Genomic DNA, 25885 nt, shown 5'->3' on the forward strand with positions numbered 1-25885 from the left:
GGAGAGGGCCGGTTACCAAGGCTGTATCCATCGCGAAGATGGCGTACCCGGTCGCACTCACGAGAACGACGCACGCTTGTAGCCCGGGTAAGCGAAGCGCACCCGGGGATCGCCATCCGCTACCGCAGCTATACCAATGCGACGGCCCCGGATGCGGCCTGCGGCCTTATCCGGGCTACAGGCTTCGCCGGGCGACGGTGGCAGCGCACTTGTAGCCCGGGTAAGCGAAGCGCACCCGGGGCCGCCATCGCCGAAGATCGCGCGCCGTGGCGGAAACCCGGATGCGGCCTGCGGCCTTATCCGGGCTACGCGCCCAATTCCGAATCGAGCCCCCGGTAATACGGAACCAACGCCAGCGCCCGCGCGACGACGAACACCACGAACGCCGCCCACAGCCCGTGGTTACCCCACCATGCCGCCGCCGGCCACGCCGCCAGCAGGAACACCGCCACCGACAGCAGCGCGGCATTGCGCATCTGCCGGGTACGCGTGGCGCCGATGAACACCCCATCCAGCTGGAACGCCGCCACCGATAGCAGTACGTACAGCGCCACCCACGGCAGATGTGCCAGCGCCACCGCCGCCACGTCCGGCAGCGCGGTCAGCAGGCGCACCATCGCCCCACCCCCGAGCCACAGGATCGCGGCCAGCATTGCCGCCGTCGCCACCGCCAGCTCGCTGCTCAACCGCACCGCCCGCCGGAAGCGGGCCCGATCGCGCGCGCCCACCGCATGCCCCACCTGCGCTTCGGCCACGTAGGCGAAGCCATCGAGGAAGAACGCGCTGAACGACACCAGCTGCAGCAGCAGGTGGTTGGCCGCGAGGGTCGCATCGCCCAGCGCCGCGCCTTGGCGCGCGAACCAGCCGAAGCCCGCCAGCAGGCACAGGGTGCGGACCATGATGTCGCCGTTGGCCGCCAGGGTCCGCCGCAGCCGCGCGCGGTCGCCGATGCGTGCCCAGGGCAGGAACGGCTCGCCGTCGCGATGGCGCGCACGCAGCATCCGCCACACCACCGCCGCGGCGACCACGCAGGTGGTCCACTCGGCGATGGCCGTGCCGTAACCGATGCCGCGTGCGCCGAGGTCGAGCACGCCGGCCAGGTACACGTCCAATGCGGCGTTTAGCCCATTGAGCAGCAGCTGCACCGCCAGCAGGGTGCGGCTGCGTCCGAGCCCGACCAGCGCGCCGCACAACGCATACAGCGCCAGCGCCGCCGGCGCGCCCCACACCCGCGCAGCGAAGTAGTCGGCGCCGGTGCCGGCGACCGCCGTGCTCGCATCCATCAACGCGAAGTAGCCGGCCACCAGCGGCCACTGCAGCAGCCAGATCGCCACGCCCAGCCCCGCGCCCATCAGCAGCGGCCGCGCCAGCGCCGCGCGCACCTCGGCCTCGTCCCCCGCCCCGGCGGCCTGCGCCACGAAACCGGTGGTGGCCATGCGCAGGAAGCCGAAGCTCCAGTAGACGAAGTTGAACAGCAGCGCCCCCAGCGCCAGCGCACCGAGATCGGCGGTGCTGCCGTAGTGCCCGATCACCGCTGTATCAACCAGCCCCAGCAGCGGCACCGAAGCATTGGCCAGGATGATCGGCCAAGCCTTGCGGGCGAGGTCGGTGCGAGTCAGGGGCAGCGCGGGCGAAAGAGGATCATCCATGCGCAAATGATGCCGGATGCCGGGCAAAAACCGGGGTCAGAGTGCAATTTCCTACCGCCTGGCCGAACGAAGCGCCGCTTTTCCCTACAGGCGCCGACTGGAGCAGACCAGGCGGGAAATTACACTCTGACCCCGGCTTTTTTCTCCTGCTGGCCCGGTACGCGAAGGCCTGAGCGCGTGGCGTCGCCCGACCGGCGGGGCTGGCACATCCCATTGGAAGAGGATTGGGCAGAGGGTCGGGAGCGCATCATCCCTGTACGTCGGTGATCCGGACGGTCGTGGCGTCGGGCGCCAGAAGCCAGCCGGCACACCGGCCAACGTTGGAGGACGTCGGAGCCGGCAGTTTCCCAGGGGCCTTCTCCCCTCTTGGAGGGAAAACCGGGGTCAGGGGAAAAACCGGGGTCAGAGTCCAATTTCACGCAGCGACCCGTGGCATCGCCGGTTGGCTTCCCACGCGACGGGACACCGGGCTACGTGGCGAGAAGAAAACCGGGGTCAGAGTGCAATTTGGCGCAGCGATCCTGGCATCGCCGGCTTCCCTCGGCGCGACGTGACATCTACCTGCGGGGAGAAATTGCACTCTGACCCCGGTTTCTTCCAAAGGCCCGAGCGCGAGGCCATCCTTGGACAGTGGCCACGCCAATCCCTCTTCCGGGGAGCGAGGAATCAAGGACTTCCGCACCATCCCCGCGAGTCGCGCCCTCTCCCGGTGGGCGGGTGGAGGGAGGACCCGAAGCCAAGCCTCCAGCCGCAACTCCCGCCCTACCGCCCCACCCCCAGCTGCTGCTGCACCGCCTCGCGCAGGTCGTCGAGGGCGTAGGGTTTGCGCAGCACGGGGATGTCGAGGGCCTGGGCTTGTGGGCCGACCGGGTCGGAGAAGCCGCTGGTCAGCAGGATCGGCAGCTCGGGGCGGCGGCGGCGGACCTCGCGCGCCAGTTCGATGCCGTTGGTGCCGCCGGGCATCATCACGTCGGAGAACACCAGGTCGATCTGGCGGCCGTTGGCCAGGGCACCGAGGGCGGCACGCGCGCTCATCGCGTGCACCACCTCGCAGCCGATGGCGCGCAGCATCTCCTGCACCAGGCGGGCCACTTCCACGTCGTCCTCCACCAGCAGCACGCAATGCCCGGGCGCGGCCACCGGCACGTCCGCGGACACCGGAGCCGCGCCCGCATCCGGCAGCGGATGCGGCGAGCGCGGGAGCAGCAGGGTGATGGCCGTGCCCTTGCCTGGCGCGGAGTCGATCTCCACCCGTCCGCCGGACTGCTTGGCAAAGCCGTATACCTGCGCCAGGCCCAGGCCCGAGCCCTTGCCCACGTCCTTGGTGGTGAAGAACGGCTCGAACACCCGAGCCTTGACCGCGTCGGTCATGCCGGAGCCGGTGTCGCGCACTTCCAGCCGCACCATCCCGCGCGGGCCTTCCTCGCCTTCCTCGACCACGTTCGCGGCGCGGATGGTGATGCGGCCGCTGCCGTTCATCGCATCGCGCGCATTGACCGCCAGGTTGAGGATCGCGATCTCGAACTCGCCGGCATCCACGTGCACCGGCCACAGGTCCGGCGGCAGGCGCACGTCCACCGCGACGTCTCCACGCAGGCTGCGGTCCAGCAACTCGCCCATATTGTCCAGCAACGCCGGCAGCGAGGCAGTCTCGGCGTGCAGCGCATGCCGCCGGGAGAAAGTCAGCAGTTGCCGGGTGAGCGAGGCGCCGCGGCCGCTGGCCTGGCGCATGGCGCCGATGAAGCGCTGGCGGCGGGCCGGATCGTCGCTGCGCTCCAGCATGTCCAGGCCCGCGGTGATCACCATCAGCAGGTTGTTGAAGTCGTGGGCGACGCCGCCGGTGAGCTGGCCCAGCGCCTCCATCTTCTGCGCGTGGCGCAGCGACTCCTCGATGCGCTCGCGCTGCTCCATCTCCGCGCGCAGGCGGGTGTTGGCCTCGTGCAGCTGCGCCGTGCGTTGCCCGACCTCGGCCTCCAGGCTGGCCGCGGCGGCCTCGCGCGCCGCCAGCAGGTCGCGCACTTCCAGCTGGCGGCCGCGCGCGCGCAGCGCAGCCTTGACCACGCTCACCAGGGTGATCGACTGCAGCGGCCGCTCCACCAGGGTCACGTTGCCCAGGCGTTCGATCTGCTGCTGCCGCCACGCGGCGATGCGTTCGTGCACCACGCGGCTGGTGAGCATCACGATCGGCAGGTCCGACCACGGCGCCTGTGCCTCGACCCAGCGGGTCAGTGCCTCCGGCGGCTGCCCGACTAGGCCTTCCTCGGCCACCACCACCGCGCCGGCGCCTTCCAGACGCGCCAGCAACGAGGCGTAATCCGCGCAGGCCTCGGCCATGATGCCGGCCCGTTGCAGGAGCCCCACCGCGACGGCCGCATCGCGCCCGGTAGGCGCGAATACCAGGACGGGCGCGCTACGCGCCGGCATGGTATTCGCCGGGCAACAACGGCTCGTCGCTGCCGGTGTAGATGGGCACGCCGGCCAGCACGCCACTGAACTCGGTCAGCGGCGGTCCCACCACCAGGCCGCGCGGCCCGAGCTGGAACTCGCGGATGGTCTGCTCGTGGTAGCCGCTGCGCTTCTTCACCACCGACATCGCGCGCCGCACCATGCCCGCGTGCTCGAAGTAGCGCAACATCACCACCGCGTCGCTGAGGTAGCTGATGTCCAGTGGCGCCTCGGTAGGACCAACCAGGCCGTGCTGCGCCAGTACCAGCAGGGTGACCACGCCCTGCTGGGCCAGGTAGGTCAGCAGTTCGTGCATCTGCAGGATCAGGAAGCGCCCGTCCGGCATGGCGTTGAGATAGCCGTTGAGGCTGTCGATCACCACCAGCCGCACGCCGTCCTCCTCCACGCGCCGGCGCACGATGGAGGCGAACTCGCCCGGCGACATCTCCGCCGGGTCGATCTGCTGGAACAACACCCGGCCGGAGGCCATCGCCGCTTCCAGGTCCATTCCCAGCGCCCGCGAGCGCGCGACGACCGTGCCGCGACCCTCGTCGAACGCGAACAGCGCGACCCGCTCGCCGCGTGCGGCTGCGGCCATGATGTAGGTGAGGCTCAGGGAGGACTTGCCGACACCGGCGGCGCCGATCAGCAGCGCGTTGGTGCCGCGCTCCAGGCCACCACCGAGCATCTGGTCCAGCGCGGCGTTGCCGCTGGGCGTGTAGTCACCGGTGAACTCGGTGTGATGCTCGGAGGCGACCAGGCGTGGATACACCTCGGTCCCGCCACGCACGATCTTCATGTCGTGGTAGCCGCCGCGGAAGGCGATGCCGCGCATCTTCATCACCCGCAGCCTGCGGCGCTCGGCGCCGTAATCGATCACCAGCTGCTCCAGCAGGACGACGCCGTGGGAGATCGAGTGCAGCTGCAGGTCGCCCTCGTTGGAGGTCATGTCGTCGAGCAGTACCACCGTGCAATTGCGGTTGGCGAAGAACTGCTTGAGCGCCAGCACCTGGCGGCGGTAGCGCAGCGAGTTCTGCGCCAGCAGGCGCAGCTCGGACAGGCTGTCGATCACCACCCGCACCGGATTGACCTGCTCGACGCGCTCCAGGACCAGGCGCGTGGTCTGCCCCAGCTCGGCCTCGGCCGGGTGCAGCAGGGTGATCTCCTGCTCCTGCTCGAGCATGGCTTCGGACGGCACCATCTCGACCACGTCCACGCCGGACAGGTCCCAGCCATGGCGTTCGGCCACCAGTTCCAGCTCGCGCTGGCTCTCGGACAGGGTGATATAGAGCACCCGCTCGCCGCGGCTGGCGCCCTCGAGCAGGAACTCCAGGGCGAGGGTCGTCTTGCCGGCGCCGGGGCGCCCTTCGTAGAGATAGAGCCGGTACGGATCCAGGCCTCCGCCAAGGATGTCGTCCAGGCCCGGATTGCCCGTGGAGATACGGGTGCCGGTACTGCGGCCGGAGCCGTCCTGCATATATGTCGCCTCGCCGCGTCCTGCGGGAACAGGGGGAATGCGCCACTATGGCCCTCGCGCGTGAAGGCGGCGCCTTGGCCGGTCCGGGCGGCTGTCCGGTTCAGGGGGCCAGAGCGCGGTACGGGCGCACGCCTGCGGGGCCCCGGAGTTGAACCCCGCGGCCGGATTGACCAGCATGGAGAGCCCGTTTTCCCGAGAGAGGAACCCGGATTGACCATAGCCAACGGCCACCGCGCCGGTCTCCGCCCGCATCGCCCGCCGGTTACGCCGGCCAGCTCCACCACCCTGCTCGCCGATGAACATACCGGCCTGCAGCACGCGGTCGTCACCCGCCACCCGCGCTTCGGGGGCCAGCTGTTCCTCGACGACGACCTGCAGATCTCCGAATCCGACGTCGCCTACGGCGTGGCCATGACCAGCCCCCTGCTGGCCCTGCGCCGGCTCGAGCGCGTGGCCATCCTCGGCGGCGGCGACGGCGGCGTGCTCGCCGAACTGCTCCGCACCCTCGAACCGCTGGACGCGCTGCCGTCCGAACTGACCATGGTCGAGATCGACGCCCGGGTCATGGAGCTGTGCCGCGAGCACCTGCCTGCCCTCTGCGCCGGCGCCTTCGACAACCCGCACGCGCGCATCGTCACCGGCGACGCCTTCGCCTGGATCGCCCAGGCCCGCGACCTCGACGCGGTGGTCTACGACCTGACCATGGACCCGGTCCGCGAGGGCCAGTCCCGCGCCGAGTTCATCACCGGCATCATCGGCCACATCGCCCGCGCCCTGCGCCCCGGCGGGATGCTGAGCATGCAGTGCTGCGGCCACGGCCGCGACGATCCCGCCGACCGCGCCCTGCGCCGCGAGGTCCTGCCGCTGATCCGCCAGGCGGTGGACGCGCACTTCGTCGAACGCTGCGAACAGGACGTGCTGGTCCCCTCCTACCAGGACCTGTGGACCTTCCTCAGCGCAAGGAAGCCCTGAGCCAGCGCTCCGGCATAAAACCGGGGTCAGAGTGCGATTTCGGGCAGCTTGGCCCGGCATGGACCGTTGGCTTCCCGGGCGAAGGGGAATCTGCCTGGGAAAACCGGGGTCAGAGTGCAATTTTGCGCCGCTATCCTTGGTATGGCCGGTTCGTTCTCCCAGCCCCATGACGCGGCATCCCGCTATGCGGCGAAATTGCACTCTGACCCCGGTTTTCCCCATAGCCGGCCTCGCACTGCGCGGCGTCGGTGGCCCGGGCCAGGCACAGCTCGCGCTGGAGGCGTTCGCGCACGACCGGTTCCAGTCCGGTCAGGCCCCAGCGCCGGCCTTCGGCGATCGCGGCCTCGGCATTGGCGCCATGCAGCCACGCCGCTCGCAGCGCGGCCAGTGCGCCGACGCGGTTGCCGCTGGCGCAGTGCACGAGGGTCGGACCGTCCACGCCGGCCAGCAGCGCGTCGAACTTCCGCACCGCCTCGCGATCCAGGTCGCCCGGCCCGCCGATCGGCAGGTTGTCGTAACGCAGGCCGGCGGCACGCACGACGGCGGCCTCGTCGAAATCGGGGGTTTCCGCATCAGGGGTGAGATCGATCACCCGGGTGATGCCGGCCGCCTGGAGCGCAGGCAGGTCGGCGGCGCCGATCCGGCCGCCGGAGCGGATGCCATCGACGGGCGAGGCGAAGCGCGAGAGGGGATCCTCCGCCGCGGCCATCACCAGCGCCGTCACGAGTCCGACCTCAGCGTCGCCCTTCCCTTCCGCCGCACCACGGCGCGTCCCCGCCATACCCGCACAGCCTGCCAGCACGAACGACATCGCCAGCATCACACCGAGGCACTTCATCCCCACGCCTCAGCCTCCGACCATCGCCGCACGCAGCGGCTCCAGGTCCTCGTGGGTGATCGGCCGCACCACCCGCGCCAGCTCCTCGCCATCGAGCAGCAGCACCAGGGTCGGCCACAGCTTGACCTTGAACGAGCGGCCCAGCGGCTTGCCGCGGCCGTCCTCGATCTTGGCGTGTTGCGCCAGCGGGTGCTCGGACACGAAGGCCTCGACCGCCGCCTGCGCACCCTGGCAGTGCGGGCACCACGGCGCGCCGAACTCGAGCAGCTGCACGCCCTCGCGCGCATCCACCTCGGCGCGGGTCGGTTCGGCTTCCAGATAGGTGTTGGTGTAGGGCATCAGATGCTCCGGCACAAAAAACCGGGGTCAGAGTGCAATTTCTCCATGAGGCAAGACAACCCGCCGTACTGACTGCGGGGCGGATCCGGACGGCGGAGCCGGAAATCGCACTCTGACCCCGGTTTTGCTTCTACAGCCGCTCAGCCCGCGTCGCCCGCACCAGTACCTCGTCCTGGCGGAACTCCTGCTCCAGGCGCTTGCGGTACGCGGCCCACCAGCCGTGGTCGACGTGATCGGCCATCACTTCCAGCAGGACCACGTCGTCGCGCTGCACGTCGCCGTCGTCGTCCTCCCACAGGCCCACGGCCGGAGAGCGCACGAAGGCGGTGACGCCGCCGAAATGCTCGGCCAGGTCGGCGCGGACCTGGTCGTACATCGCCTTCGGGAAGGCCACGCCCTCGTTGTCGCGCAGCGGCAGGAACAGCTGGATCAGGTACATGGCAGCGAACTCGGTTTGCCGCAGGCTCCCACCGCCGCCGTTGGCGGCCCGTGACGCGGGGAGCAAAACCGGGGTCAGAGTCCAATTTCGCACCGCGTTTCCCGGCATGGCCGCTCGCCTCCTGGCGTGGCGTAGCTCTGGCCTGGTGAGGAAATTGCACTCTGACCCCGGTTTTGGATACGCCGAGCTCTCCCCAACCCGCACCGCGTTGCGGCCAGCGCGAACCGGGCGTGCGCATTTCGCCGGGACGCGCACCAGGGCGCGTCACCGTGCCACCTCCACCCTAGGCGAAGGGCCCACCCAGCACTAGCCGCCCAGCCCCAGGCTGCAAGGCGCGAAATCGCACTCTGACCCCGGTTTTCGGGGTGCTGACAACGCGTTCACCCGCATGCGTCCATAAGGCCGCCATGCGTGGTCTTCCTGCTTCCGCTGCGTTGGCCCTGTTCGCACTAGCGGTGACGACCGGCTGCGGTCCCTATCCCCGCGATTCCGACGACCTCAGCGAGCTTGCCGCCAAGGACGCCATGCGCGTCGGCGCCAGCGACGATCCGCCCTGGGTACGCGTCGCGCCGGATGGCAGCGTCTCCGGCCCGGAGGCGGAACTCGTGCAGCGCTTCGCGAAGGCGCATGGCTATCGCCTGGAGTGGAAGCCCGGCGGCCACGACGCGCTGATGCTCGACCTCGAGCGCGCCCGCCTGCACGCGGTGATCGGCGGCCACGACCCCGACTCGCCGTGGAAACCCGAGGTCGGCTGGTCGCGTCCGCTGGGCCTGCGCGCCTCGCCCGATGGCCCCATGCCCGAGCGCCGCATCGCCCTGCCCCCGGGCCAGTCGGCCTGGCATTACGCCTTCGACCAGTACCTCGTCGACCACGAGGGCGCCCAATGAACCGCGACGCCCGCCGCCCGCCTCCACGCGAACTGCCCCAGGAGCAGAGCGAAGCCCTGCGCCGCGCCGAGCGCCTGTGCTGGTGGACTCTCGTCGTCATGGGCCTGGTCGCGACGATGATGTACTTCGTGATGGGCGGCTCGCAGGCGATGAAGACCGCCCTGGTCGAGGACATCCTAAGCCTGGTGCCGCCGGCCGCGTTCCTGGTCGCCAGCCGCTTCCGCCGCAAGGGCGTGGACGAGGAATACACCACCGGCCGCGAGCGCGCGTTCGACATCAACTTCCTGATCTCGTCGGTGGCGCTGACCGGCGTCGGCCTGGCCCTGGTCTACGACGGCCTGCACACCCTGCTGACCGCCACCCGCCCGGTGGTGGGAACGATGGTGTTCGGTGGCAAGGTGGTGTGGCAAGGCTGGATCATGATGGCGGCGATGGTCATCTCGGTGGTGCCGCCGGTGATCCTGGGCCGCAAGAAGATGAAGCTGGCCGAGCAGCTGAGCCTCAAACCGCTGCACACCGATGCCGACGTGGGCAAGGCCGACTGGATGACCGGCCTGGCAGGCATTGCCGGCGTGGCCGGGATCGGCATGGGCTGGTGGTGGGCCGACGCCGCCGCAGCGCTGTTCATCGCCGCCAGCGTGCTCCACGACGGCAGCAGCAACCTCCGCGCGGCAGTGCGCGACCTCCACGACGCCCGCCCGCAGAAGCTGGACCGCAGCGATCCCGACCCCTTGCCCGACGAGCTGTGCCGCCGGATCTCGGCCCTGCCCTGGGTCGAAGGCTGCGCCGTGCGCCTGCACGAGGAAGGCTTCCACCTCTCCGGCATCGTGCTGCTGGACAACGCCAGCCTCAGTGCCGCACAGGCCGAAGAGATCAGGCAGCTCGCACGGTCGATGAACTGGCGGGTCGACGCAGTCGACGTGACCCTGCGCTAGAACCGGCCCACCGCCGAAAACCGGGGTCAGAGTGCAATTTCGTAGCGATGCTTCATACGCCCCCGGACTGGCAACTCCACCGCCAGCCCGAAAAGGCCCAGCGTGACCGGCCCACCGCCGAAAACCGGGGTCAGAGTGCAATTTCGTAGCGAGGCTTGATATGCCGCCTGGCTGGCCGCCAGCCAACCCGAAAGGCCCCGCCTGAAATTGCACTCTGACCCCGGTTTTCTGCCCGACGAGCTGTGCCGCCGGATCTCGGCCCTGCCCTGGGTCAAACGCTGCGCCGTGCGCCTGCACGAGGAAGGCTTCCACCTCTCCGGCATCGTGCTGCTGGACAACGCCAGCCTCGGCGCCGAACAGGCCGAAGAGATCAGGCAGCTCGCACGGTCGATGAACTGGCGGGTCGACGCGGTCGACGTGACCCTGCGCTAGAACCGGGCTAGGGCTGAAAACCGGGGTCAGAGTGCAATTTCGTAGCGAAGCTTCATACGCCTCCGGGCTGGCAACCCGACCGCCAGCCCGAAAGGCCCCGCCTGAGATTGCACTCTGACCCCGGTTTTCTGCCCGACAAGCTGTGTCGCCGTATCTCCGCCCTGCCCTGGGTCGAAGGCTGCGCCGTCCGCTTGCACGAGGAAGGCTTCCACCTCTCCGGCATCGTGCTGCTGGACAACGCCAGCCTCAGCGCTGCCCAGGCCCAGGAGATCCGCCAGCTCGCCCGCGACCTGCACTGGCGGCTGGACCAGGTGGACGTCTCGCCAGAACCGGGGTCAGAGTCAAACGGGCCAGGGTCAAACGGGGTCAGAGTCACTTTTCCCCAGCGCGGGCGGGCAGTCCGGCGGGAGAGCCGGGAAAAGTGACTCTGACCCCGGTTTTTGCCCACCTCACCACATCAGATCGTCCGGCACCTTGAACTGGGCGTAGTACGCTGCGTCCTCGTCGTCCGGGTCGATGGCCTCGGTCGAGGCCTGGCCGTGGTCGACCACGATCATGGACTCGTCGCGCTGGCGCACCTGGTCGGCCGCCACCCGCGGCAGCAGCTCGTAGCCTTCGCCCGCCGCGACGATCACCAGCGCGCCGGAGGCCAGCTTGCGGCGCTGGTCCTCGTCCACCAGCAGGGTCCGGATCACCCCGCCGGCGGTGAAGCGGTACTCCAGCTCGCCACTGCGCGGCAGCTTGCGGTCGCGCACGATCTGCCTGGCCTGGGCCTGCAGCTCGCGACGCTGCGCCTGCGCCTTGCGCTCGGCTTCCAGCGCCCGGTCGCGCTCGGCCTTCTCGGCCCGCGCACGCTGCGCCTCCAGCTCGATCTCGCTGGGGCCGGCCCCGCCGCCCTTGGCATTGCGCGCCTTGGCCTGCTCGCGCGCCACCTGCGCCACCTTGGACTTCTTGACCAGCCCGGCCTTGAGCAGCTGTTCCTGGAGGGGGTTGATGGCCTTGGCCATGGGTGCACCATCGAAAGGGTCGGACAGGCGCCCATGATAGTTGGCCGGGCCGCAATGCACAGGCGCAGGCAAGCCAGGGCCGTCGCGCCTTCATGGCCAGTCCATCCGGGTGGCTGCACACGAATAGAGAAGGCCGCCCGGAGGCGGCCTTCTGCATGGCGGAGCGTGCGCCGGCCTACTGGGCCGCCTCCGGCTCGGCGTCCTCGGTGGCGACGGCGCCGCGCCGGCGGCGGGCGAAGCGGGCCGACAGGGCCTGGCGCAGGTGGTCTAGGCCTTCGCCCTTGCCGGAGACCTTCAGCACCGCGTAGCCCTCGAGGGAGGCGGTCATCAGGTCGCTGCCCAGGGCCATCTCGGTGTCGGACAGGCGCTCGAGCAGGCGGGCCAGTCGCTGGCGCAGGGGGCGGATCAGGTCGAAGTTGGCCAGATCGCGTTGGTAGCCGGCCAAGTCGAAGTTGCGCGGCAGGATCTCGTGGTTCTGGGCGAAGGCCGCCAACGCTTGGCGGCAGAACGCTTCGGACTTGTCGCCCATCTTGGGCAGGCTGCGGCGCAGCTCGGGCTCCAGGCCGCGCAGCAGGACCAGATGGGTCTCCAGGCGGTCCAGGGCCTCGCCGATCTCGGCCAGGGCTTCGTCGGACAGCTCGATGTCGATCAGGTTCTGGGTCATGGTCGGGTTCCTTGTCAGTGACACCGGCCACTCCGGCCGGCAGGCAGACGCTGGCGCCGGTCCGGCCCGGTCCGCCATCGGCGGAGTGCCGAATCTTGTGTCGGAAGTCCTCCGGGGCCCTGTCGGAAAGCCCCGACACGTGCACGCAAGCCTTTCTTACATGCCAGTCGGACTGCACGGTCGGAACAGACCCATCTCCCTGTCAGAAAACTCCCCACTGGCGTGTAGGGCTCACGCAAATGCCTGATCCGGAAGGCAGCCGCATCGAGCCCGGCCGCGCCGCGCTCCCAGCTGTCGCCCTATCAGAAAAGCCTGACCTCCTGACGGTCCCACCCGACACCCCAACCCGGCGAGCCTAGCCAGCCGGCAGGCGATCCATCCGCCCGGGCCCGGCCGCCCACAAGCTGGCCAAGCGCCGCTCCTCCCCGCCCCCCAAAGCTCCGAGGCTTGCGCGCAAATAGGAAAGCTTCGCGTGCAAAGCTCCGAGCTCCGTGCTTTGAGCTCCGAGCCTTGCGCGCAAAGCTCCGGGCTTTGCGTGCAAAGAAAAAAGCTTCGTGCGCAAAGCCCTGATCCTTGCGCGCAAAGCAAAAAGCCTTGCATCTGCAAAGCTCCGGGCTCCATCCGCAAAGCTCGGAGCTTTGCGCGCAAAGAAAAGAGCTCCAACCGCAAAGTCTCGAGCTCGGAACGCCGAGCCCAGCAACTCCGAGCGCAAAGCAAAAAGCTCCGAGCGCAAAGCTCAGAGCTTTGAAGCACCTTGCCGGGGCGGAATCCGCCCGACAAGCAGCCCCCCCCCTCCAATGGGCGTGAGACATGCCCGCCATGGGAGACAAAGGGCCCGACTCCTGAAAGGGACGTCCGCCCCCCAGGGGACTAGAATTGACTCACCGAAACGGCCTGCCATGGACTGGGTGATTCGGCCGGTACCCGTATGCCCCGCGCCCGAGAGCCCAGTGACAGACACGCTCAGTCCAGAAGCAAGAAGTGAACGGATGTCCCGCATCCGCGGCAAGGACACCAAGCCAGAGCTATTGGTCCGGACCTACCTACATGGTGCGGGGCTCCGGTACCGCCTCCACGCCAAGGACCTCCCTGGACGGCCGGACCTCGTTCTGCCAAAGTACGGAACGGTGGTCTTCGTCGAGGGGTGCTTCTGGCACGGCCATCGATGCCAGAAGGGACGTATCCCGGGAACCAATAGCGGCTTCTGGTCCACGAAGATCATGACCAACCAAGCACGGGACAGGCGCAACCACCGCGCGCTGCGACAGGCTGGCTGGCGGGTCTACAGGGTGTGGGAGTGCGAACTGGCCAAACCAGCCAGGCGGGAAAAGGTGCTTTCCCGCCTGGTCGACCGGATTCGTCTCGACAGATGAGACTGAAACCCCCTACAAGGGCGACCTGTTGGGGGACTTACGAAAAATTGGAGTATTGCTTGGACAAGAAGAGCCTTAAGGTCGTTGACCTGTTCGCTGGCTGTGGTGGTCTCTCGCTCGGCCTCGAGCAGGCCGGGTTCGTACCGGTGTTCGTGAACGAGCTGAACGACGACGCGCGGGCGACGTATATCCAGAACCGCGTCGAACGGCACGAGTGGCTCGCCGAGCCTGGATTCCATGCCTCCGACGTCAAGGGAATGGTCCTTGACAAGAAGTACCTCCCGGCCTTGGAAAAACGGCTCAAGGACACCTTCGCCATCGAACATGGCGAACTCGACCTCTTGGTCGGCGGCCCGCCCTGCCAGGGCTTCTCCGGCATTGGCCATCGCCGCTCTTACTCCGTGGACAAGGAGCAACTACCCTCGAACCACCTCTACCAAGACATGGCAGCCATCATCCACCGGCTCCGTCCGCGCGCATTCCTCTTCGAAAATGTACGCGGCCTGCTGAACAGCCGCTGGACATCTAGTGGCACCAAGGGCGAGATCTGGCGCGACGTGTTCGACACCTACCGTGCGATACCCGGTTACACCGTCTCCGCCCAGCTGGTGTTCGCCAAGGACTACGGGGTTCCACAGAATCGTCCCCGCGTACTGCTCGTTGGCGTCCGCAATGACGTCGGTAGCGGACTGAAGAGGGAGGGCAAGGACGAGGACGCGATCGCTCGCGGCTACCTACCCGCGCCGGCGCCTGGCTCTGCACCCGACTTGGTTGACCTTCTCGGCGACCTCATCGATCCGGACTATGTGAATGGCGGGAAAACCTTGGCGTACCCACATTCCGCAAAGACTGCCATCCAAAAACAGCTACGCACGCCCGCCTTGGGTGGGGCGCCGCTGAAGAAGGGGGCGCCAGTGACGGAGCACGAGTACAGCAAGCACAATCCGACCATCGTGGCCAAGTTCAAGGCGATGCACGAGACTGGCGGCATCGTCCCCGAGCAGTTCAAGACGAAGAAGTTCGCCCAACGCCTGCTCCCGGCCCGGTGGGGCTCTTCGGGCCCGACGATCACCGCTACTTCGCTAGCGGACGACTACGTCCATTTCGCTCAGCCACGGACCCTCACCGTCCGGGAGTGGGCCCGCCTGCAGATGTTCCCGGATTGGTACCAATTCGCCGGCAAGCGTACGACTGGCGGTATCCGCCGCGCCGGCAATCCACGCGAGGGCATCTTTGATCGCGAGGTACCTAAGTACACACAGATTGGTAATGCCGTGCCGGTTGGCTTAGCGAGAGCCGTGGGCAATCATCTCGCTCGGATGCTCGAAAAGATGTAGGGGGGAGGAACTTGCTCAAAGCAGCCGATGTACAGGTCGAAGACGTCCTACGATTCTTCACCCGCCATGGCATTGAAACCGCACTCTTGGTCCCCACTGAGAATGCCATCAGGAAGTCCATCATGGACGCGACGTCGCCAGTGCGTGAGTTTCTAAGAAGCGCCGGAATCCATGATTTCAAGACTCAACCGCAGGGGAAAGAGCACAAGAAGTTAATCCCAACGACTGTTGTAACAGCCCATGGCGTCTACACGACGCAGACGAGCATTTATCGCCCCACCACCAAGGACGGAGACCCGCGGATATGGGTCTACAGTCTCGGAAACTGGGCGAATGGGAATAATGTTTTAGCGCTTGTTTCAAGGGGTGATGGCGGCTTGCTCGTAATCAATGCCTCTAGCCCCGGCTTGATCCCGGGGTTGTGGCGTGACACACGACAACCAGACGTAAACATTCTCCGAATACTTGACCCACTTTCTCAGAGGCCCAATCCTGCAGCTACGGAGCTGCTCGGGATGATTAAAGACATCTCCGGCCAGTGGCATCAAGGCCTCCCCGGCCTCAGGAGAGACCTTGAGGTGGGACGCCTCCTCGAAGAACTCCTCGGCCTACCCGCAAACTCGTCTAAATCCCCGGACTACAAAGGAATTGAAATAAAAGCAGGACGAATTCGATCCACAAACCGGCAGACGCTTTTTGCAAAGGTCCCGGACTGGTCGATTAGCCCAGTCAAATCATCGGCAGAATTAGTAGATATATTCGGCTATAGCCGTGGGGAAAAGTACCGGAGGCGATTGTGCTGCTCGGTTTCGGGCGCGAAACCTAATTCCCAGGGGCTCTACTTGGAAGTAGTAGAGACGCCCCATAGACTCGCGGAAAGGAGTAACAAACTGGATTATCCAGACGTCGCCTATTGGCCGATGGATGCACTCAAAGAAACTCTCTTAGCGAAACATCCTGAAACATTCTGGGTGCGCGCGAATTGCATTAAGAATGGCGCGTCCGAACTTTTCAGGTATGAGAAGGTCTTGCACACGAAAAGACCGATAGCATCAGCACTACCTACGCTCCTGGAAACGGGCGCGGTTACCGTAGACCACTTGATTACTCGCGACCACGCAGGCCGAGTGAGAGAACGAGGCCCTTTGTTCAGAATTGACAAGCGGAACTTTGACCTACTTTTCCCCCCAGGTGAAGAACACGACCTTAGGTAGAAACTTTCAGACTCGCCCACACTGCCCACTAAAGAATATCGGCCCCGGACTTCATGGGACACGGCCTTTGTTCCACACCCCGGATGGCGACTGACTAAGCCCTAATCTATGGCCGCCTTATAACCTCAGGCACACAGTGATAGATTGGCGCGAAGCACGGCCATCGCTGAGTTTGAGGTGCGGGTCGCCGTGTCCCGGGGGACGGCGTTGCTTCCCGGCACCCCTGACTAAATAAGTCGATGGTGTTGACCCGATCTGCAGCGCAGGCGACCCGAGATCAGGATGCACATCTCTGGCGGCCGTTTGAATCGGGAGATTCCGCCATTGAACGTAGGTTTATTCCGACATCGGAGCTCAGCCAGTGAGCCCAGGGCAGCAAGCCTTAGGTGACTTCGCACCTGTCACGAGGCGGCATCAGGGGCCGCCTTTTTCCGCGTCCTAGCGGGAGTCCGCTTCCTTGCGATGACTTCCGCCTGGTCGACCAGACCGAGCGATTCCGCGCGCTGATGTAGCGCAATGATCACCCTGCCCAATGTCCGGATGAAATCCCTGTCTTGCAACGCGGCCTCGGCTGAAAGGACGACCTCGCCGGAAACGCCTCCCAAGGATGCGATTACGGGCGCAAGCTCGGGATCCAGCAGGCGTTCCAACAGCTCCCGAGGAAGGGTCCCTTTTCCCTGACGCCGCAGTCGCAAACCCAGTCGAACCACAGGCGAATCCCCGAACCACCGCGACGGGCCCACGGTTGCGATCGCCGTCCTAGTGGCGCCCCCGGCACTCATCCCCACGGTGATCGCACCAGTCTCCGCATTCACGTCAGCCACGCCTCCGGCCCCACGCACTGCCTCGAGCAACGCTGACACCGCGGGGTCCGGCCTCGTAATGGAATGCGCGAAGACCAGGCCGCGAACCTTCATGACGTGGAGCCCTTCACCTTGCTGGGACCACGCGCTCTCCATCGAGTAGCCAATGCTCGCGCCAAGCATCGACTCCGAAAGCAGGCCAATGGAGAGGAACGACGAGCCCTCGGGCCCCTTCACGTGACGAGGCACCCTTCCGAGCCCGGCGTATAGGCCCGAGAACACGGCTGCAAGGATAGATACGCCAGCCCCGACATCCGTACGCGCCGTCAACCATCGGAGCAATTCTTCTGGCTCGGGCGCCAGCAAGAACACCATCAACGCACGCAGCCCTATCTGCCCGGAGTCGTCGATCCGCGCGGTCGTGAGCTCCAGCTGGTTATCCGTGAGTTTCGCAATGGTTTCACGGAACTTCCCCGCGGTTGCCGCCGCCCCAGGGTCACGCCCGCATCGTTCATGCAAACGGGCAGCGAAATCGTTGAGCTCGATGCCCATCGCAGCATCCATGCCTGAGAGCAGTTCCGCAGCCTCAGCAACGACCAGAAGTTCATCCCTGGACGCGTGGACGCTCGTGGCGACGGCAGCAACGACGCCCTCTACTGCCCCCACCAAGAACGACGATGCCCAACCGCCAAGTCTTGCAATTCCATCCGAAAAGCGGATGACGCCTGGCAGGGAGTCAACGGGCACGCCAAGCTGCAGGCATCGATGCCTTGCCATGGCGATCGCGCCCGACAGGCTGACGATTCTTGTCACCCCATCTCCGGCGGACGACTGTTCCACGGCCTGCGGAGGCTCATTCAGTGGCAGTGACAACTCGCCATTCACCACGCCTGCGACCGCCCCCCTCTCTTCGAACATACCGGCGTCTACGCGCAGCGGAAGGGCAGACGGGACAGTATCCTCGAAGAGCTCGAGTTTGTCCTCGAGCTCGGAACGATCACTATCGCATTGAAGCCAGAAGGCTTTGCAGTCTCCCAGCAATACGTATCCTCGTGCCGATGGTTCGCAGTCCAACTCAAGCAGCCCGACGACGCCGTAATCGAAACCATGGGCTTCCCTTCGCAACATCCGGTGGTCCATGGCTCCAAGACTGGTCGGCTTGCTAGCTGCGCACGGAACCACCCCCGTGGCCAACGCCTCGAAGTATGCGTCCTGATGCAAAGGCAAGAACCATGATCCACGCCGGGCACCCGCCGGCTGGCGATTACTCGTGCGCCTGCTCATACAAGTCCTCAGGGGGCAAGAAGCCAGTGAGATCGTCTGGCGGATTTGTCAGCAGCAATTCTAGATGGTTCCTCGCGCGAGACGCCATGACGTACAGCTGCATCCTTGACTGCACGTCGACTGCCCCTGCGCCGGAAACGAAGGGGTCGATGATGAAGACGGCATCGAACTCTAGACCTTTTGAGCTTTGGAAGTTCAGTACAGTGACGGAGCCGCCCTTGTCGAAAACGAGGTTCTCGGCAGGATGGGCATCCCTCGAGGCATACGAGTACGTTTGTACAAGAACCCCCGAGCCCTGAAGGCGGTGGCTAAGGCTATTAAAGATCTTCCTGCGCTCAGGCTCCCTGGGGCAAAGAACGCCCACATCAAGCTGGCGACGTGCACTCACGAAGTCCGCGATTCTCCGTCTCACCACCTCAAAGCTGCTTGCGATCACAACCTTAGGCTTCGAAGGGCCAACCCGAGCAGGCAGGTCGGGAACGCCGCTGCGAAGCCCGACGTAGTAATGGCGCGCGAACTCCGCGATCTGCTTGCTGTTCCGGTAGTTCTTCTTGAGCCGGTAGACCCGGTCCTTCTTAAGGGATAGCGCTTCTTCGATCTGTTGCAGCGTCGAATTCGATCTCTCGTCCAGCCGCTGGTTGTCATCGGCGAAGACCGTCACTGCAGGCCGCCCCCCGGGCCCACTGATGATTCCGGAAAGCATGGAGAGTGTCTGATAAAGGCCCGGCGGGAAGTCCTGCCCCTCGTCGACGATGAGATGCCCCCAGTTGACTCTTTCAGGCTTGCTTATGGCTTGCTCGAGCAAAGGTCCCAGCATTGCATCCCAATCGGTATCGAAGTTTGACTTCGAGCCTGGACGAGATGGTGGCGCAGTTCCCTTGGCTTTCTTGTACCACCCCCAGACCCAGCGGTTCATCGTGGCGCATTCCACGCCGCTGGCCACGCCGTCTTCCCGCTTCGACGTGTAAACCTTGAGGGTTCGGTTGTACATGATGACGAATGGCTTCGTTGACTGGCTCTTGTCCTTCGCGTGCCTCTTCTGTAACTCCGCGGCCCGAAAGAACGCGAGGACGGTCTTGCCCGTGCCAGGCGGTCCCATGACGAGGATTGACTCGTTGGACGGTGCGCCGATATAGATCGCGCGCTGTTCCTTGTCCAATTCGGTGAACTTCGGAAACCTCATCGGCTACCTCTACCCTGGTCGCACCAAGTCGTTGACATCGAAGAATGGCTCGATCGCGCCGATGCGAACCAACGTTCTCCGGTCGAGCGCGCAGTTGTTGTAAGAACAGCTCGTCTCAGAGATCAGCACGCACGCGTGGCAGGACGCGGCATTGAGCCCGTCCAGACCGGTCGCTTCGGTTTCCCGGCAAACCGGGTCCGCGGAGCACCACGCCATGTCCTGCAAGGCCGATCGCAACAAGGCACCGAAGCGCTCGGGATGCCCCATCCTGACGAGGCCGCCTAGCGACCCCTCGGAATCCCCGTCTGCCGTGTAAAGCAAGATCCCGCACATCGCCTCGGGCCCGGTGGCTGAATAGATCCGCTCGCGGATCGAAGACGCTGAGTAGCCAGCGTCGAAACTCAGCCTGCGTACCACGGCATGGGCTAGCGAGTGCAACATCAGGAATCTCGGAGTAGCCAGCGACCCGTCCCACCCCATTGCTGCGACCTTTGGCACCATCCGCGCCAGTCGCCCCGCCATCGCCGCTTGCGCCCGACGCTCCCAGGCAGCCACCTCGGGCTCTGAGAGCTGGATGAATATTCCTTCCCCCCAAGCCTCGACGCCTGGGTACCACCGAGAAGCGGCACTTCCAAGATCGACCGGGACTAGGGGATTGTCGGTGCTTGGCGAAAGTCTCCTGAATCCGATCAGCGCGCGGACCTCCCTTAGCCGCCTGACCATCGAGACGGTCTGGACGGTCCTACGCAGCTCCGCGGGCCAGGAAGGCGGGATCGGACAACGCCTGATCTGCAGGGTGCTTCCGTTAACGTCACGCCCGTTGGCCAGGACGGCCCACTCCTCACAAAGGATCTGCGACCTGAAGTCCGGAGAATCCACGTCCACAGATTGGTCCGTGCTCGCCGCCCCATTCTTTCCTGAGAGGACCGAGGCCAATGCCGATCGGGCGGCTTCCAACGTGCATCCATGCCGCTCGGCGAACCGCTCGATTCGACTCCCGGCACTGGCGAAGGTCCTATCCAGATCCTTGAGGGCGGCGTGCGCTGCTTCGATTAGTTTGTAATCCGGCTCGCCTTGCCAAACCTGGGCCAAGTCGGTCGCTGGGGTTTCGGTAACCTGTGCCATCGCCAGGTCCAGCGCCGAGACCTGACTAGGGAAGTGAAGGTTGCTCGCCGCTCGCCGATAAACCCAAACGGGCGAGGCACACTTGGACCGATCCCTCTTCCAAGGCTGTCCGCCTCCGCAACGCATCCCGCCAGGGGCTTGTACTTGCACCAGGCCTGAGAAGTCGTTCTTGGCGCCGCATCCGCAACGGACCCGGATGGATGACCAGTCGCCCCCACCTCGCCCGGACGTCTCGAAGTACAGGTCAGCGCTCTGTCGCGAGCAGACGCCATCGGTAGAGTTCCGCCGATGGTGGGCCCAAAAGTGCCAGTCGATGTCCCCGAGATGCCCTTCCGCGCAAACGGCGACGAAGCCCATCGGCGTCATCTCGACCCTCGGCCCGCAGTACTCGCACCTCGGGACCTTGTACTGCCTCGCCTGGTCTTCGGCCGAGCTGACCCGGCGCATGCGACGGCACTTAGGGCAAAAATGCCAGCGCGGGAACCGGCTAATGGCTACGGAGGACTCACCCTCCTTGCCGGACGGCGTCCTTATGGGACTGCGCAGTTTGTCTTCGAGGCGACTGTCCGGGATCCGCGACAGGCCGTCACGATCCCAGCGACTGACATCGGCTACGGCAAAGGACTCCGGGCCGATATCGAGTATCGCGCCCACGCCGAACGGGCTCACCACCTGCCCGCGCCTGATCGTCTTTTTCGAGCTCACGTCAGGCCTCCTCGACAGGCAACAGGATCACGTCCGGATCCACGTTTCGCACCGACCGCATGGCCTGGCGGTACCCAAGCACCTCGTCCGCCCCGAAATCCCTTATCAGTGCGGTCGGGTGCTGCCTTCCCGCTGACACATAGGAAAGCTGTGACCCGCCGCCAGCCACCTCCGACCAGAGTCCCAAGAACTCGTCTATGCACTGGCTCGCCTCGTCGGCCTCGGATGGATCTGCCGCACCAATGGTGGCCTTGAACCTAGCAATCAGGCTCACGACTGGTTCCTGAGTGAAGTCCACCCGCCTTGCCGCGTCGTTGCCACCGAATTGGGTCGCGTGGCGGATCAAGGCGATGATGGCGGCATGGAGGGTCCGTTCCCTCGCAGGGGGAGCGTACGGCGTCACGCTGGTGGGCTCGACATAGCGGTAAACCGCTTGGTGGTAACCGAGGAAATCCTCGTAATGGGATCTGTCGCGCGGCTTTGCGGACGAATAAAGGGTGAGCACGAGGCCGGGCGCCGCATCGGAACGGCCGACGCGACTCGAGGCTTGGATGTATTCCGCCGTCAGCTTTGGCTGTCCATTCACTAGCATCACGCCGAGGCGAGGTACGTCGACGCCAACCGAGATGATGCTCGTGCAAGGCACGAAACCGACAGCCGGGCTTTGCTTGGTCCCCTTCCGCTCGAGGGACCGGATGGCTTCACCCATGTCCTTCGTCATCTGGGAGCTGAGCTCCATGACCTCGCCTATCTCCCTAACTTTGTCGTCCGCAGATGCGATCGCCTTCATGCGATCCGGGATTTCCTGGGAGGCCGCCGTTATCGTGCGGCCGAGTTCGCGGCGACTATTCAGGTATGCCAGTACGGTCCAGTAAGAGTCGGCCAGCGACTCCGGGAGCTGTACCTCCGCGCTGGCCTGCAAGAGCGCCGCCGCGCTCCAAACCATGGACACCACTGGAGTAGTCGTACCTTGGCCCATGGCGCCGAGGTAGAGCCGCCCAGGCTTCTCCGATGGATCTTGCAATCGGAAGAAGAAGGCATCGTCCCAACGGTTAACGGGTGAGGGGAAAACGGTCGATGACCTGCCATAGAGCCCACGGACTTGCTCCCGGCTATTTCTAATCGTGGCCGTCGAGGCAATGACCTTGGGCCCGATTCCCTTGTTTCTGGCCCGGACGATTCCATCGATCGCTATCTCGTAGGGAGCGCTGATGGAACCCAGTGGCCCAGAGATCAGGTGGAGCTCGTCCTGAATGATTAGCGATGGCGGGCTGGCAGTACCATCCAACCCACCAAAGAACGCCCTAGGACTGTGGTCCCATGAAAGCCCGGCGAACTTGTCCAGCGTACCGAGCAGGATCGACGGGGGGTCGCGGTACAAAGCCTCGTCGACCACTTGCATAGGTAGCCACGCATGGAATTGGCATGCAGAGCTCAAGCAGTGGAACTTGAAGCTGGAGGCGCTGCAAGAAACGCCAGCGACCCGATTGGCGTGGTCCACCAATGCCGTGGCGCACGCAGGGCACCGGTCAACTAGGAACGGGTTTCTCGCTTCTGAGTTGCCGAGATCCCATTGCTCGAGTAGTTCCTCGGCATTGCTGAATTTGTTTGGGGTTAGGCTCTGCCCCACCCAGAGCCCGACGCTGAACGGGCGCCGCCCGAGTAGCTCGGGGGAAGACCTCCTGAGGAGTTCCAAGCTACACGCCAACATCCCGGTGCGTTGGAACTGCTGGGTCGTCAGCATGCGCAGGGTGTACCGGCTCAGCACGCCCGTGCCCGCATCCACGCCCCCGCTGACCATGCGGCGGCGCAAGAGCTCGAATGCCGCCACGAGCAAGTACGCCTCGGTCTTGCCACCGCCCGTGGGGAACCAGATGACGTCCACCACCTCCCGCTCGGTGCACGCTTCGTCCACCAGCGAGCGAATAGTGCCAAGGAAGAAGGCAATCTGGAACGGTCGCCACTTGAACCCAAGCCCGCGGCCGAGCTCGGGCGCAGCCCGTGCTATTGAAGGTGGGTAGGGCCCGCCCAGTCCGGCCTCCGCCATCTGCCTCTGCCAGAGCATTGCGCGGTTTGCGAGCTGGAAGACCTTGAAGGTCGCATCGTCCGCAAGCGACTCGACGCCCTCGCGCATGCGCTTGCACCAGTCGCGGCACCGCTTCGCGAGCTTGATGCCAGCCTCAGCACCCGCGGTCCTCGCACCGTCTTCTTCTTCGTTCACCCAAGCCTCGAAGGCTTCAACCAAGCCCTGGAGGACACGTTGGACCTCAGCGCGTTCCGGATGGAAGGCGAGGAACTCCACGTCGCTGTAGCGCGGGTCCAGCGGGTTCGAGACGCGAATCTCGAACGTCGCCGAGCGCACTTCGCAGGAGGGAAGGAAGTCAGCCCAGACCCTCCTGCAGGGCAGCTGCCCGGCGCCCCACATAGCCGCCGCGCCATGCCCCCTCGCGAACGGGGGCGACTCCCTGTAGAGGTGCCGCAACTCCGCCTCCTCCTGGCCGAGGGCCGAGGGCGATTCCGGCTGCGGATAAGGGAGGATTTCCCCATCATGGGCCTCGACGCTTAGGAGGCATTGAAAGAGAAGGGAAGCCGGGTCCAGGGTCTTGGCGGGCTCATTGGCGTTCACCAGCGTGACGGTTACAAGCTTTCGTCCCTCGCCCCATGGCCGGCAGTTCAAGTAGAGCCAACCGCGCCCGTCTAGGATGCCCTTCTTGCTCACTCCGTCGGAAAGGGTGAGCGGGATGTCCTCCCGCGGAAGTTGCTTGCGGCGCCACTTCGACTTGTCTCGCCGGGAAGACGAGCCGCCATCCGTCCGCTCATAGATGCCCGCGGACACCGTGGCGACGAGCATTGCGTCGGCAGGCACCAGGAAGCTCAATCCGACCGAGGACGGCATCGCACGCCGACTGGAATCTTGCGACTCATCGCCCTCACCGCCTGCCGTCCTCGTCCCCTCTTCTGTTCCATCCTCGGCGAGCTCGATCTCGCCCTGGCGGGGGAATAGCATCCCCATCATGTAGCGAAGGAGCGGGGTTCCTTCGACGTCCTCGTCGTCCCCTTGCATGGGGCCAATGAGGACACCCCTCACGTACTCCGCGAACTGCGCGCGAGCCTTGACTAGTTCTTCCATGGTTTCATCCCAATGACGCCAGTAGCGACGCCTCGACCTTAGCTTTCAATCGCTCCATTACCCGGGGCGGCGCGACCACTGTCAGGGCAAAGTTCGCCCTGGTAATCGCCAGGTAGAACAACTTCGATAGCTCCAGGTCTCCCCCTTCGAAGGACGGGACGCAAAGCACTAGGAACGGGGATTCAAGGCCTCTGAACTCGTCTACGTCGCAGTAGCGGACGATGTTTGGCGGGGCGGGCACCTCCCACCAAAGCGCCACGCTGAATCCGCCGACCAAGCCGGCACGACGTGATATTTCCGCGGCATCGGAGCCTGGCGCGATGATGCAAATCTCGGAAGCTGGGATCCCCTGCGAGATCCAATCACGCACCTGAATTCCGACGACCCTAGCGAATGCCCCCGTATCGCCGCCTACCTCCTCGGTCTTTGGTGGCAGTCCCCGTCCCTTCGTGAGCGCGTGGCCAATCTGAACACCAGATGCAAGTTCGGCGAACTGGACTATTTCCGGGGTGTTTCGGCAGTTCTTCCTGAGCTTCGGCTGGACGGACGAAAGTACGCGGAGTTCATCTAGCGCGACCCGGGCCACTTCGGGATCAATGGTCAGCTGATAATTGGGATCCCCAAACCAAGCCCAACGCCCGTTGCGCAGGCCGCCCCTCACGCACTTATCGAGCATCGCCATCCGCTCGGGATCCAGTGCCTGTTGTCCCTCGTCTATTACCAATAGGTCGGCGGCAGGCCTATGGTCGGCATGCATGGCCTCAAGCTGTGGCAGCGAAACCACCCTCGTGGTGTCCTTAAGTGTCTCGCCTATCGTCCTCGCCAGATTGTCTGTCCCGCAGAGCATGAGGGCGTCAGAACCTTCGGCCCTGGCGCGCCTGAAGAGCTCCGTGGCCAGCAGTGTCTTACCGCATCCGGCCGGCGCCATGCAGAGGATTCGGCTGGCGCCCTCCCAAAGGTCCAGCGCCTCGTATTGCTCCTCCGTAAGCTCGACGAGTTCATTGATTGTCTGCTCGCGTGAGAGCGCGAGGGGCTTGACCTTGTCGAACTCCGGCCTGAGGGTCTTGACGAGCCGCTCGACGTCCCATGGAGCGATCTCCCGCTTCGCCCCACTCTTGTCCTGCCAGTGCTTCGCCACCCGCTTTAGGAAACGCTCGAACGCCCCCGGACTGGCGACGTCCTCCCGGGTCCCCGTTAGCTCATCCGGCAGTTCGGGTGTACCTAGCAAGCCATCTAGCTCCTTTCGCCCCGCTCCGGCTAGCACCACGCAGAACCCTGACGGCACCGAGGTGTCGAAGCCTCTCCCCATGGCGTCTTCGACATAGTTCCGGATCAGGGAAAAATACGCATCCTTGGCCTGTACAACTGGGGACTTGGACCGCTTGACCACCCTTCCAAGGCGATCCTCATAGATCCAGCACCCGTTAGCGCACGAGACATCGCCACCCTTGACCTCGATGGCTAGCAAGCCGCGAGGCCCTATTACCAAGAAGTCGATTTCGCCCCACCGCTGGTAAAGGTGAGCCGGGAGATTGAGGCTATTCAACGCGCGCGCGCCTTGGCCCCAGTCGACCCCACGAAGTAGCTTGAGGACGAGCCTTTCCGATCCAGTCGAATCCGGATGCGGCATGTTCGGTATTACCTGCA

Annotated in this window: 20 protein-coding genes; 7 read left to right on the forward strand and 13 right to left on the reverse strand. The window is 65.4% G+C overall.

Translation table 11 applies throughout. The features are described from left to right. Nucleotides 1-305: 305 nt before the first annotated feature. The 3 genes from PSESU_RS10965 to PSESU_RS10975 all read right to left on the reverse strand — a co-directional run bounded on the left by PSESU_RS10965 (nucleotide 306) and on the right by PSESU_RS10975 (nucleotide 5571). A complete protein-coding gene (locus PSESU_RS10965; RefSeq protein ID WP_013535845.1) occupies nucleotides 306-1649 on the reverse strand; it encodes an MATE family efflux transporter in 1344 nt (447 codons plus the stop codon). Nucleotides 1650-2411: 762 nt separating this feature from the next. Then, nucleotides 2412-3983, reverse strand: coding sequence for an ATP-binding protein (locus tag PSESU_RS10970; RefSeq protein ID WP_233275218.1), 1572 nt, complete (start codon nucleotides 3981-3983; stop codon nucleotides 2412-2414). A 76-nt stretch (nucleotides 3984-4059) separates the two neighbouring features. Then, nucleotides 4060-5571 carry an ATPase domain-containing protein gene (locus tag PSESU_RS10975; protein WP_013535847.1) on the reverse strand — a complete coding sequence of 504 codons (1512 nt, stop codon included), beginning with the start codon at nucleotides 5569-5571 and terminating at the stop codon, nucleotides 4060-4062. Between the two features lie 210 nt (nucleotides 5572-5781). Between PSESU_RS10975 and PSESU_RS10980 the strand changes: the two genes are divergently transcribed. Continuing rightward, nucleotides 5782-6543: a spermine synthase gene (locus PSESU_RS10980; protein WP_013535848.1), complete on the forward strand. Its 762-nt coding sequence runs from the start codon at nucleotides 5782-5784 to the stop codon at nucleotides 6541-6543. A gap of 130 nt (nucleotides 6544-6673) precedes the next feature. Here the strand turns inward: PSESU_RS10980 and PSESU_RS10985 are convergent, their stop codons facing one another. The 3 genes from PSESU_RS10985 to PSESU_RS10995 all read right to left on the reverse strand — a co-directional run bounded on the left by PSESU_RS10985 (nucleotide 6674) and on the right by PSESU_RS10995 (nucleotide 8159). Next, nucleotides 6674-7363 carry a beta-lactamase hydrolase domain-containing protein gene (locus PSESU_RS10985; RefSeq protein WP_233275219.1) on the reverse strand — a complete coding sequence of 230 codons (690 nt, stop codon included), beginning with the start codon at nucleotides 7361-7363 and terminating at the stop codon, nucleotides 6674-6676. A gap of 27 nt (nucleotides 7364-7390) precedes the next feature. After that, nucleotides 7391-7720 carry a thioredoxin family protein gene (locus PSESU_RS10990; RefSeq protein ID WP_013535850.1) on the reverse strand — a complete coding sequence of 110 codons (330 nt, stop codon included), beginning with the start codon at nucleotides 7718-7720 and terminating at the stop codon, nucleotides 7391-7393. Nucleotides 7721-7850: 130 nt separating this feature from the next. Then, nucleotides 7851-8159 carry a hypothetical protein gene (locus PSESU_RS10995; RefSeq protein WP_041764116.1) on the reverse strand — a complete coding sequence of 103 codons (309 nt, stop codon included), beginning with the start codon at nucleotides 8157-8159 and terminating at the stop codon, nucleotides 7851-7853. Between the two features lie 407 nt (nucleotides 8160-8566). Between PSESU_RS10995 and PSESU_RS11000 the strand changes: the two genes are divergently transcribed. From PSESU_RS11000 to PSESU_RS16250, 3 genes are all read left to right on the forward strand, one after another. Next, nucleotides 8567-9046, forward strand: coding sequence for an ABC transporter substrate-binding protein (locus PSESU_RS11000; protein ID WP_013535852.1), 480 nt, complete (start codon nucleotides 8567-8569; stop codon nucleotides 9044-9046). After that, nucleotides 9043-9981 carry a cation transporter gene (locus tag PSESU_RS11005; RefSeq protein WP_013535853.1) on the forward strand — a complete coding sequence of 313 codons (939 nt, stop codon included), beginning with the start codon at nucleotides 9043-9045 and terminating at the stop codon, nucleotides 9979-9981. Before PSESU_RS11000 ends, PSESU_RS11005 begins: the two co-directional genes overlap by 4 nt. 207 nt (nucleotides 9982-10188) lie before the next feature. Next, entirely contained in the window at nucleotides 10189-10413 is a 225-nt protein-coding gene (locus PSESU_RS16250; protein ID WP_013535854.1) for a hypothetical protein, read from the forward strand. A gap of 449 nt (nucleotides 10414-10862) precedes the next feature. On the opposite strand, the gene PSESU_RS11015 is transcribed toward PSESU_RS16250, so the two are convergent. Beyond that, nucleotides 10863-11420, reverse strand: a complete 558-nt coding sequence (locus tag PSESU_RS11015) for a DUF2058 domain-containing protein (RefSeq protein ID WP_013535855.1) — start codon at nucleotides 11418-11420, stop codon at nucleotides 10863-10865. 175 nt (nucleotides 11421-11595) lie between these two features. Beyond that, nucleotides 11596-12084 carry a hypothetical protein gene (locus PSESU_RS11020; protein WP_013535856.1) on the reverse strand — a complete coding sequence of 163 codons (489 nt, stop codon included), beginning with the start codon at nucleotides 12082-12084 and terminating at the stop codon, nucleotides 11596-11598. Between the two features lie 899 nt (nucleotides 12085-12983). On the opposite strand from PSESU_RS11020, the gene PSESU_RS15960 reads away from it, so the two are divergent. The 3 genes from PSESU_RS15960 (at nucleotide 12984) to PSESU_RS15965 (ending at nucleotide 16008) form a co-directional block, all read left to right on the forward strand. Further along, on the forward strand, nucleotides 12984-13457 hold the full coding sequence (locus PSESU_RS15960; protein ID WP_267878626.1) for a very short patch repair endonuclease: 474 nt from the start codon (nucleotides 12984-12986) through the stop codon (nucleotides 13455-13457). A 59-nt stretch (nucleotides 13458-13516) separates the two neighbouring features. Further along, nucleotides 13517-14794 (forward strand): DNA cytosine methyltransferase, encoded by a 1278-nt coding sequence (locus PSESU_RS11025; protein ID WP_013535858.1) that lies wholly within the window; start codon nucleotides 13517-13519, stop codon nucleotides 14792-14794. A 122-nt stretch (nucleotides 14795-14916) separates the two neighbouring features. Then, complete coding sequence (locus tag PSESU_RS15965) at nucleotides 14917-16008, forward strand: MvaI/BcnI restriction endonuclease family protein (RefSeq protein WP_013535859.1); 1092 nt, start codon at nucleotides 14917-14919, stop codon at nucleotides 16006-16008. Between the two features lie 401 nt (nucleotides 16009-16409). Here PSESU_RS15965 and PSESU_RS11030 read toward each other — a convergent pair whose 3' ends face one another. From PSESU_RS11030 to PSESU_RS11050, 5 genes are all read right to left on the reverse strand, one after another. Further along, complete coding sequence (locus tag PSESU_RS11030) at nucleotides 16410-17951, reverse strand: hypothetical protein (RefSeq protein WP_041764119.1); 1542 nt, start codon at nucleotides 17949-17951, stop codon at nucleotides 16410-16412. A gap of 124 nt (nucleotides 17952-18075) precedes the next feature. After that, nucleotides 18076-19278, reverse strand: coding sequence for an ATP-binding domain-containing protein (locus PSESU_RS11035; protein WP_013535861.1), 1203 nt, complete (start codon nucleotides 19276-19278; stop codon nucleotides 18076-18078). 9 nt (nucleotides 19279-19287) lie between these two features. Further along, nucleotides 19288-21108, reverse strand: a complete 1821-nt coding sequence (drmB, locus tag PSESU_RS16430; RefSeq protein WP_013535862.1) for a DUF1998 domain-containing protein — start codon at nucleotides 21106-21108, stop codon at nucleotides 19288-19290. Nucleotide 21109: 1 nt separating this feature from the next. Further along, the gene (locus PSESU_RS11045; protein WP_013535863.1) at nucleotides 21110-24238 is read right to left on the reverse strand and encodes a helicase; all 3129 of its coding nucleotides are present in this window, start codon (nucleotides 24236-24238) and stop codon (nucleotides 21110-21112) included. Nucleotides 24239-24242: 4 nt separating this feature from the next. Then, nucleotides 24243-25868, reverse strand: a complete 1626-nt coding sequence (locus PSESU_RS11050; RefSeq protein ID WP_162145828.1) for an NERD domain-containing protein — start codon at nucleotides 25866-25868, stop codon at nucleotides 24243-24245. Nucleotides 25869-25885: the final 17 nt, after the last annotated feature.

The organism is Pseudoxanthomonas suwonensis 11-1, from assembly GCF_000185965.1.
GTDB lineage: Bacteria > Pseudomonadota > Gammaproteobacteria > Xanthomonadales > Xanthomonadaceae > Pseudoxanthomonas > Pseudoxanthomonas suwonensis_A.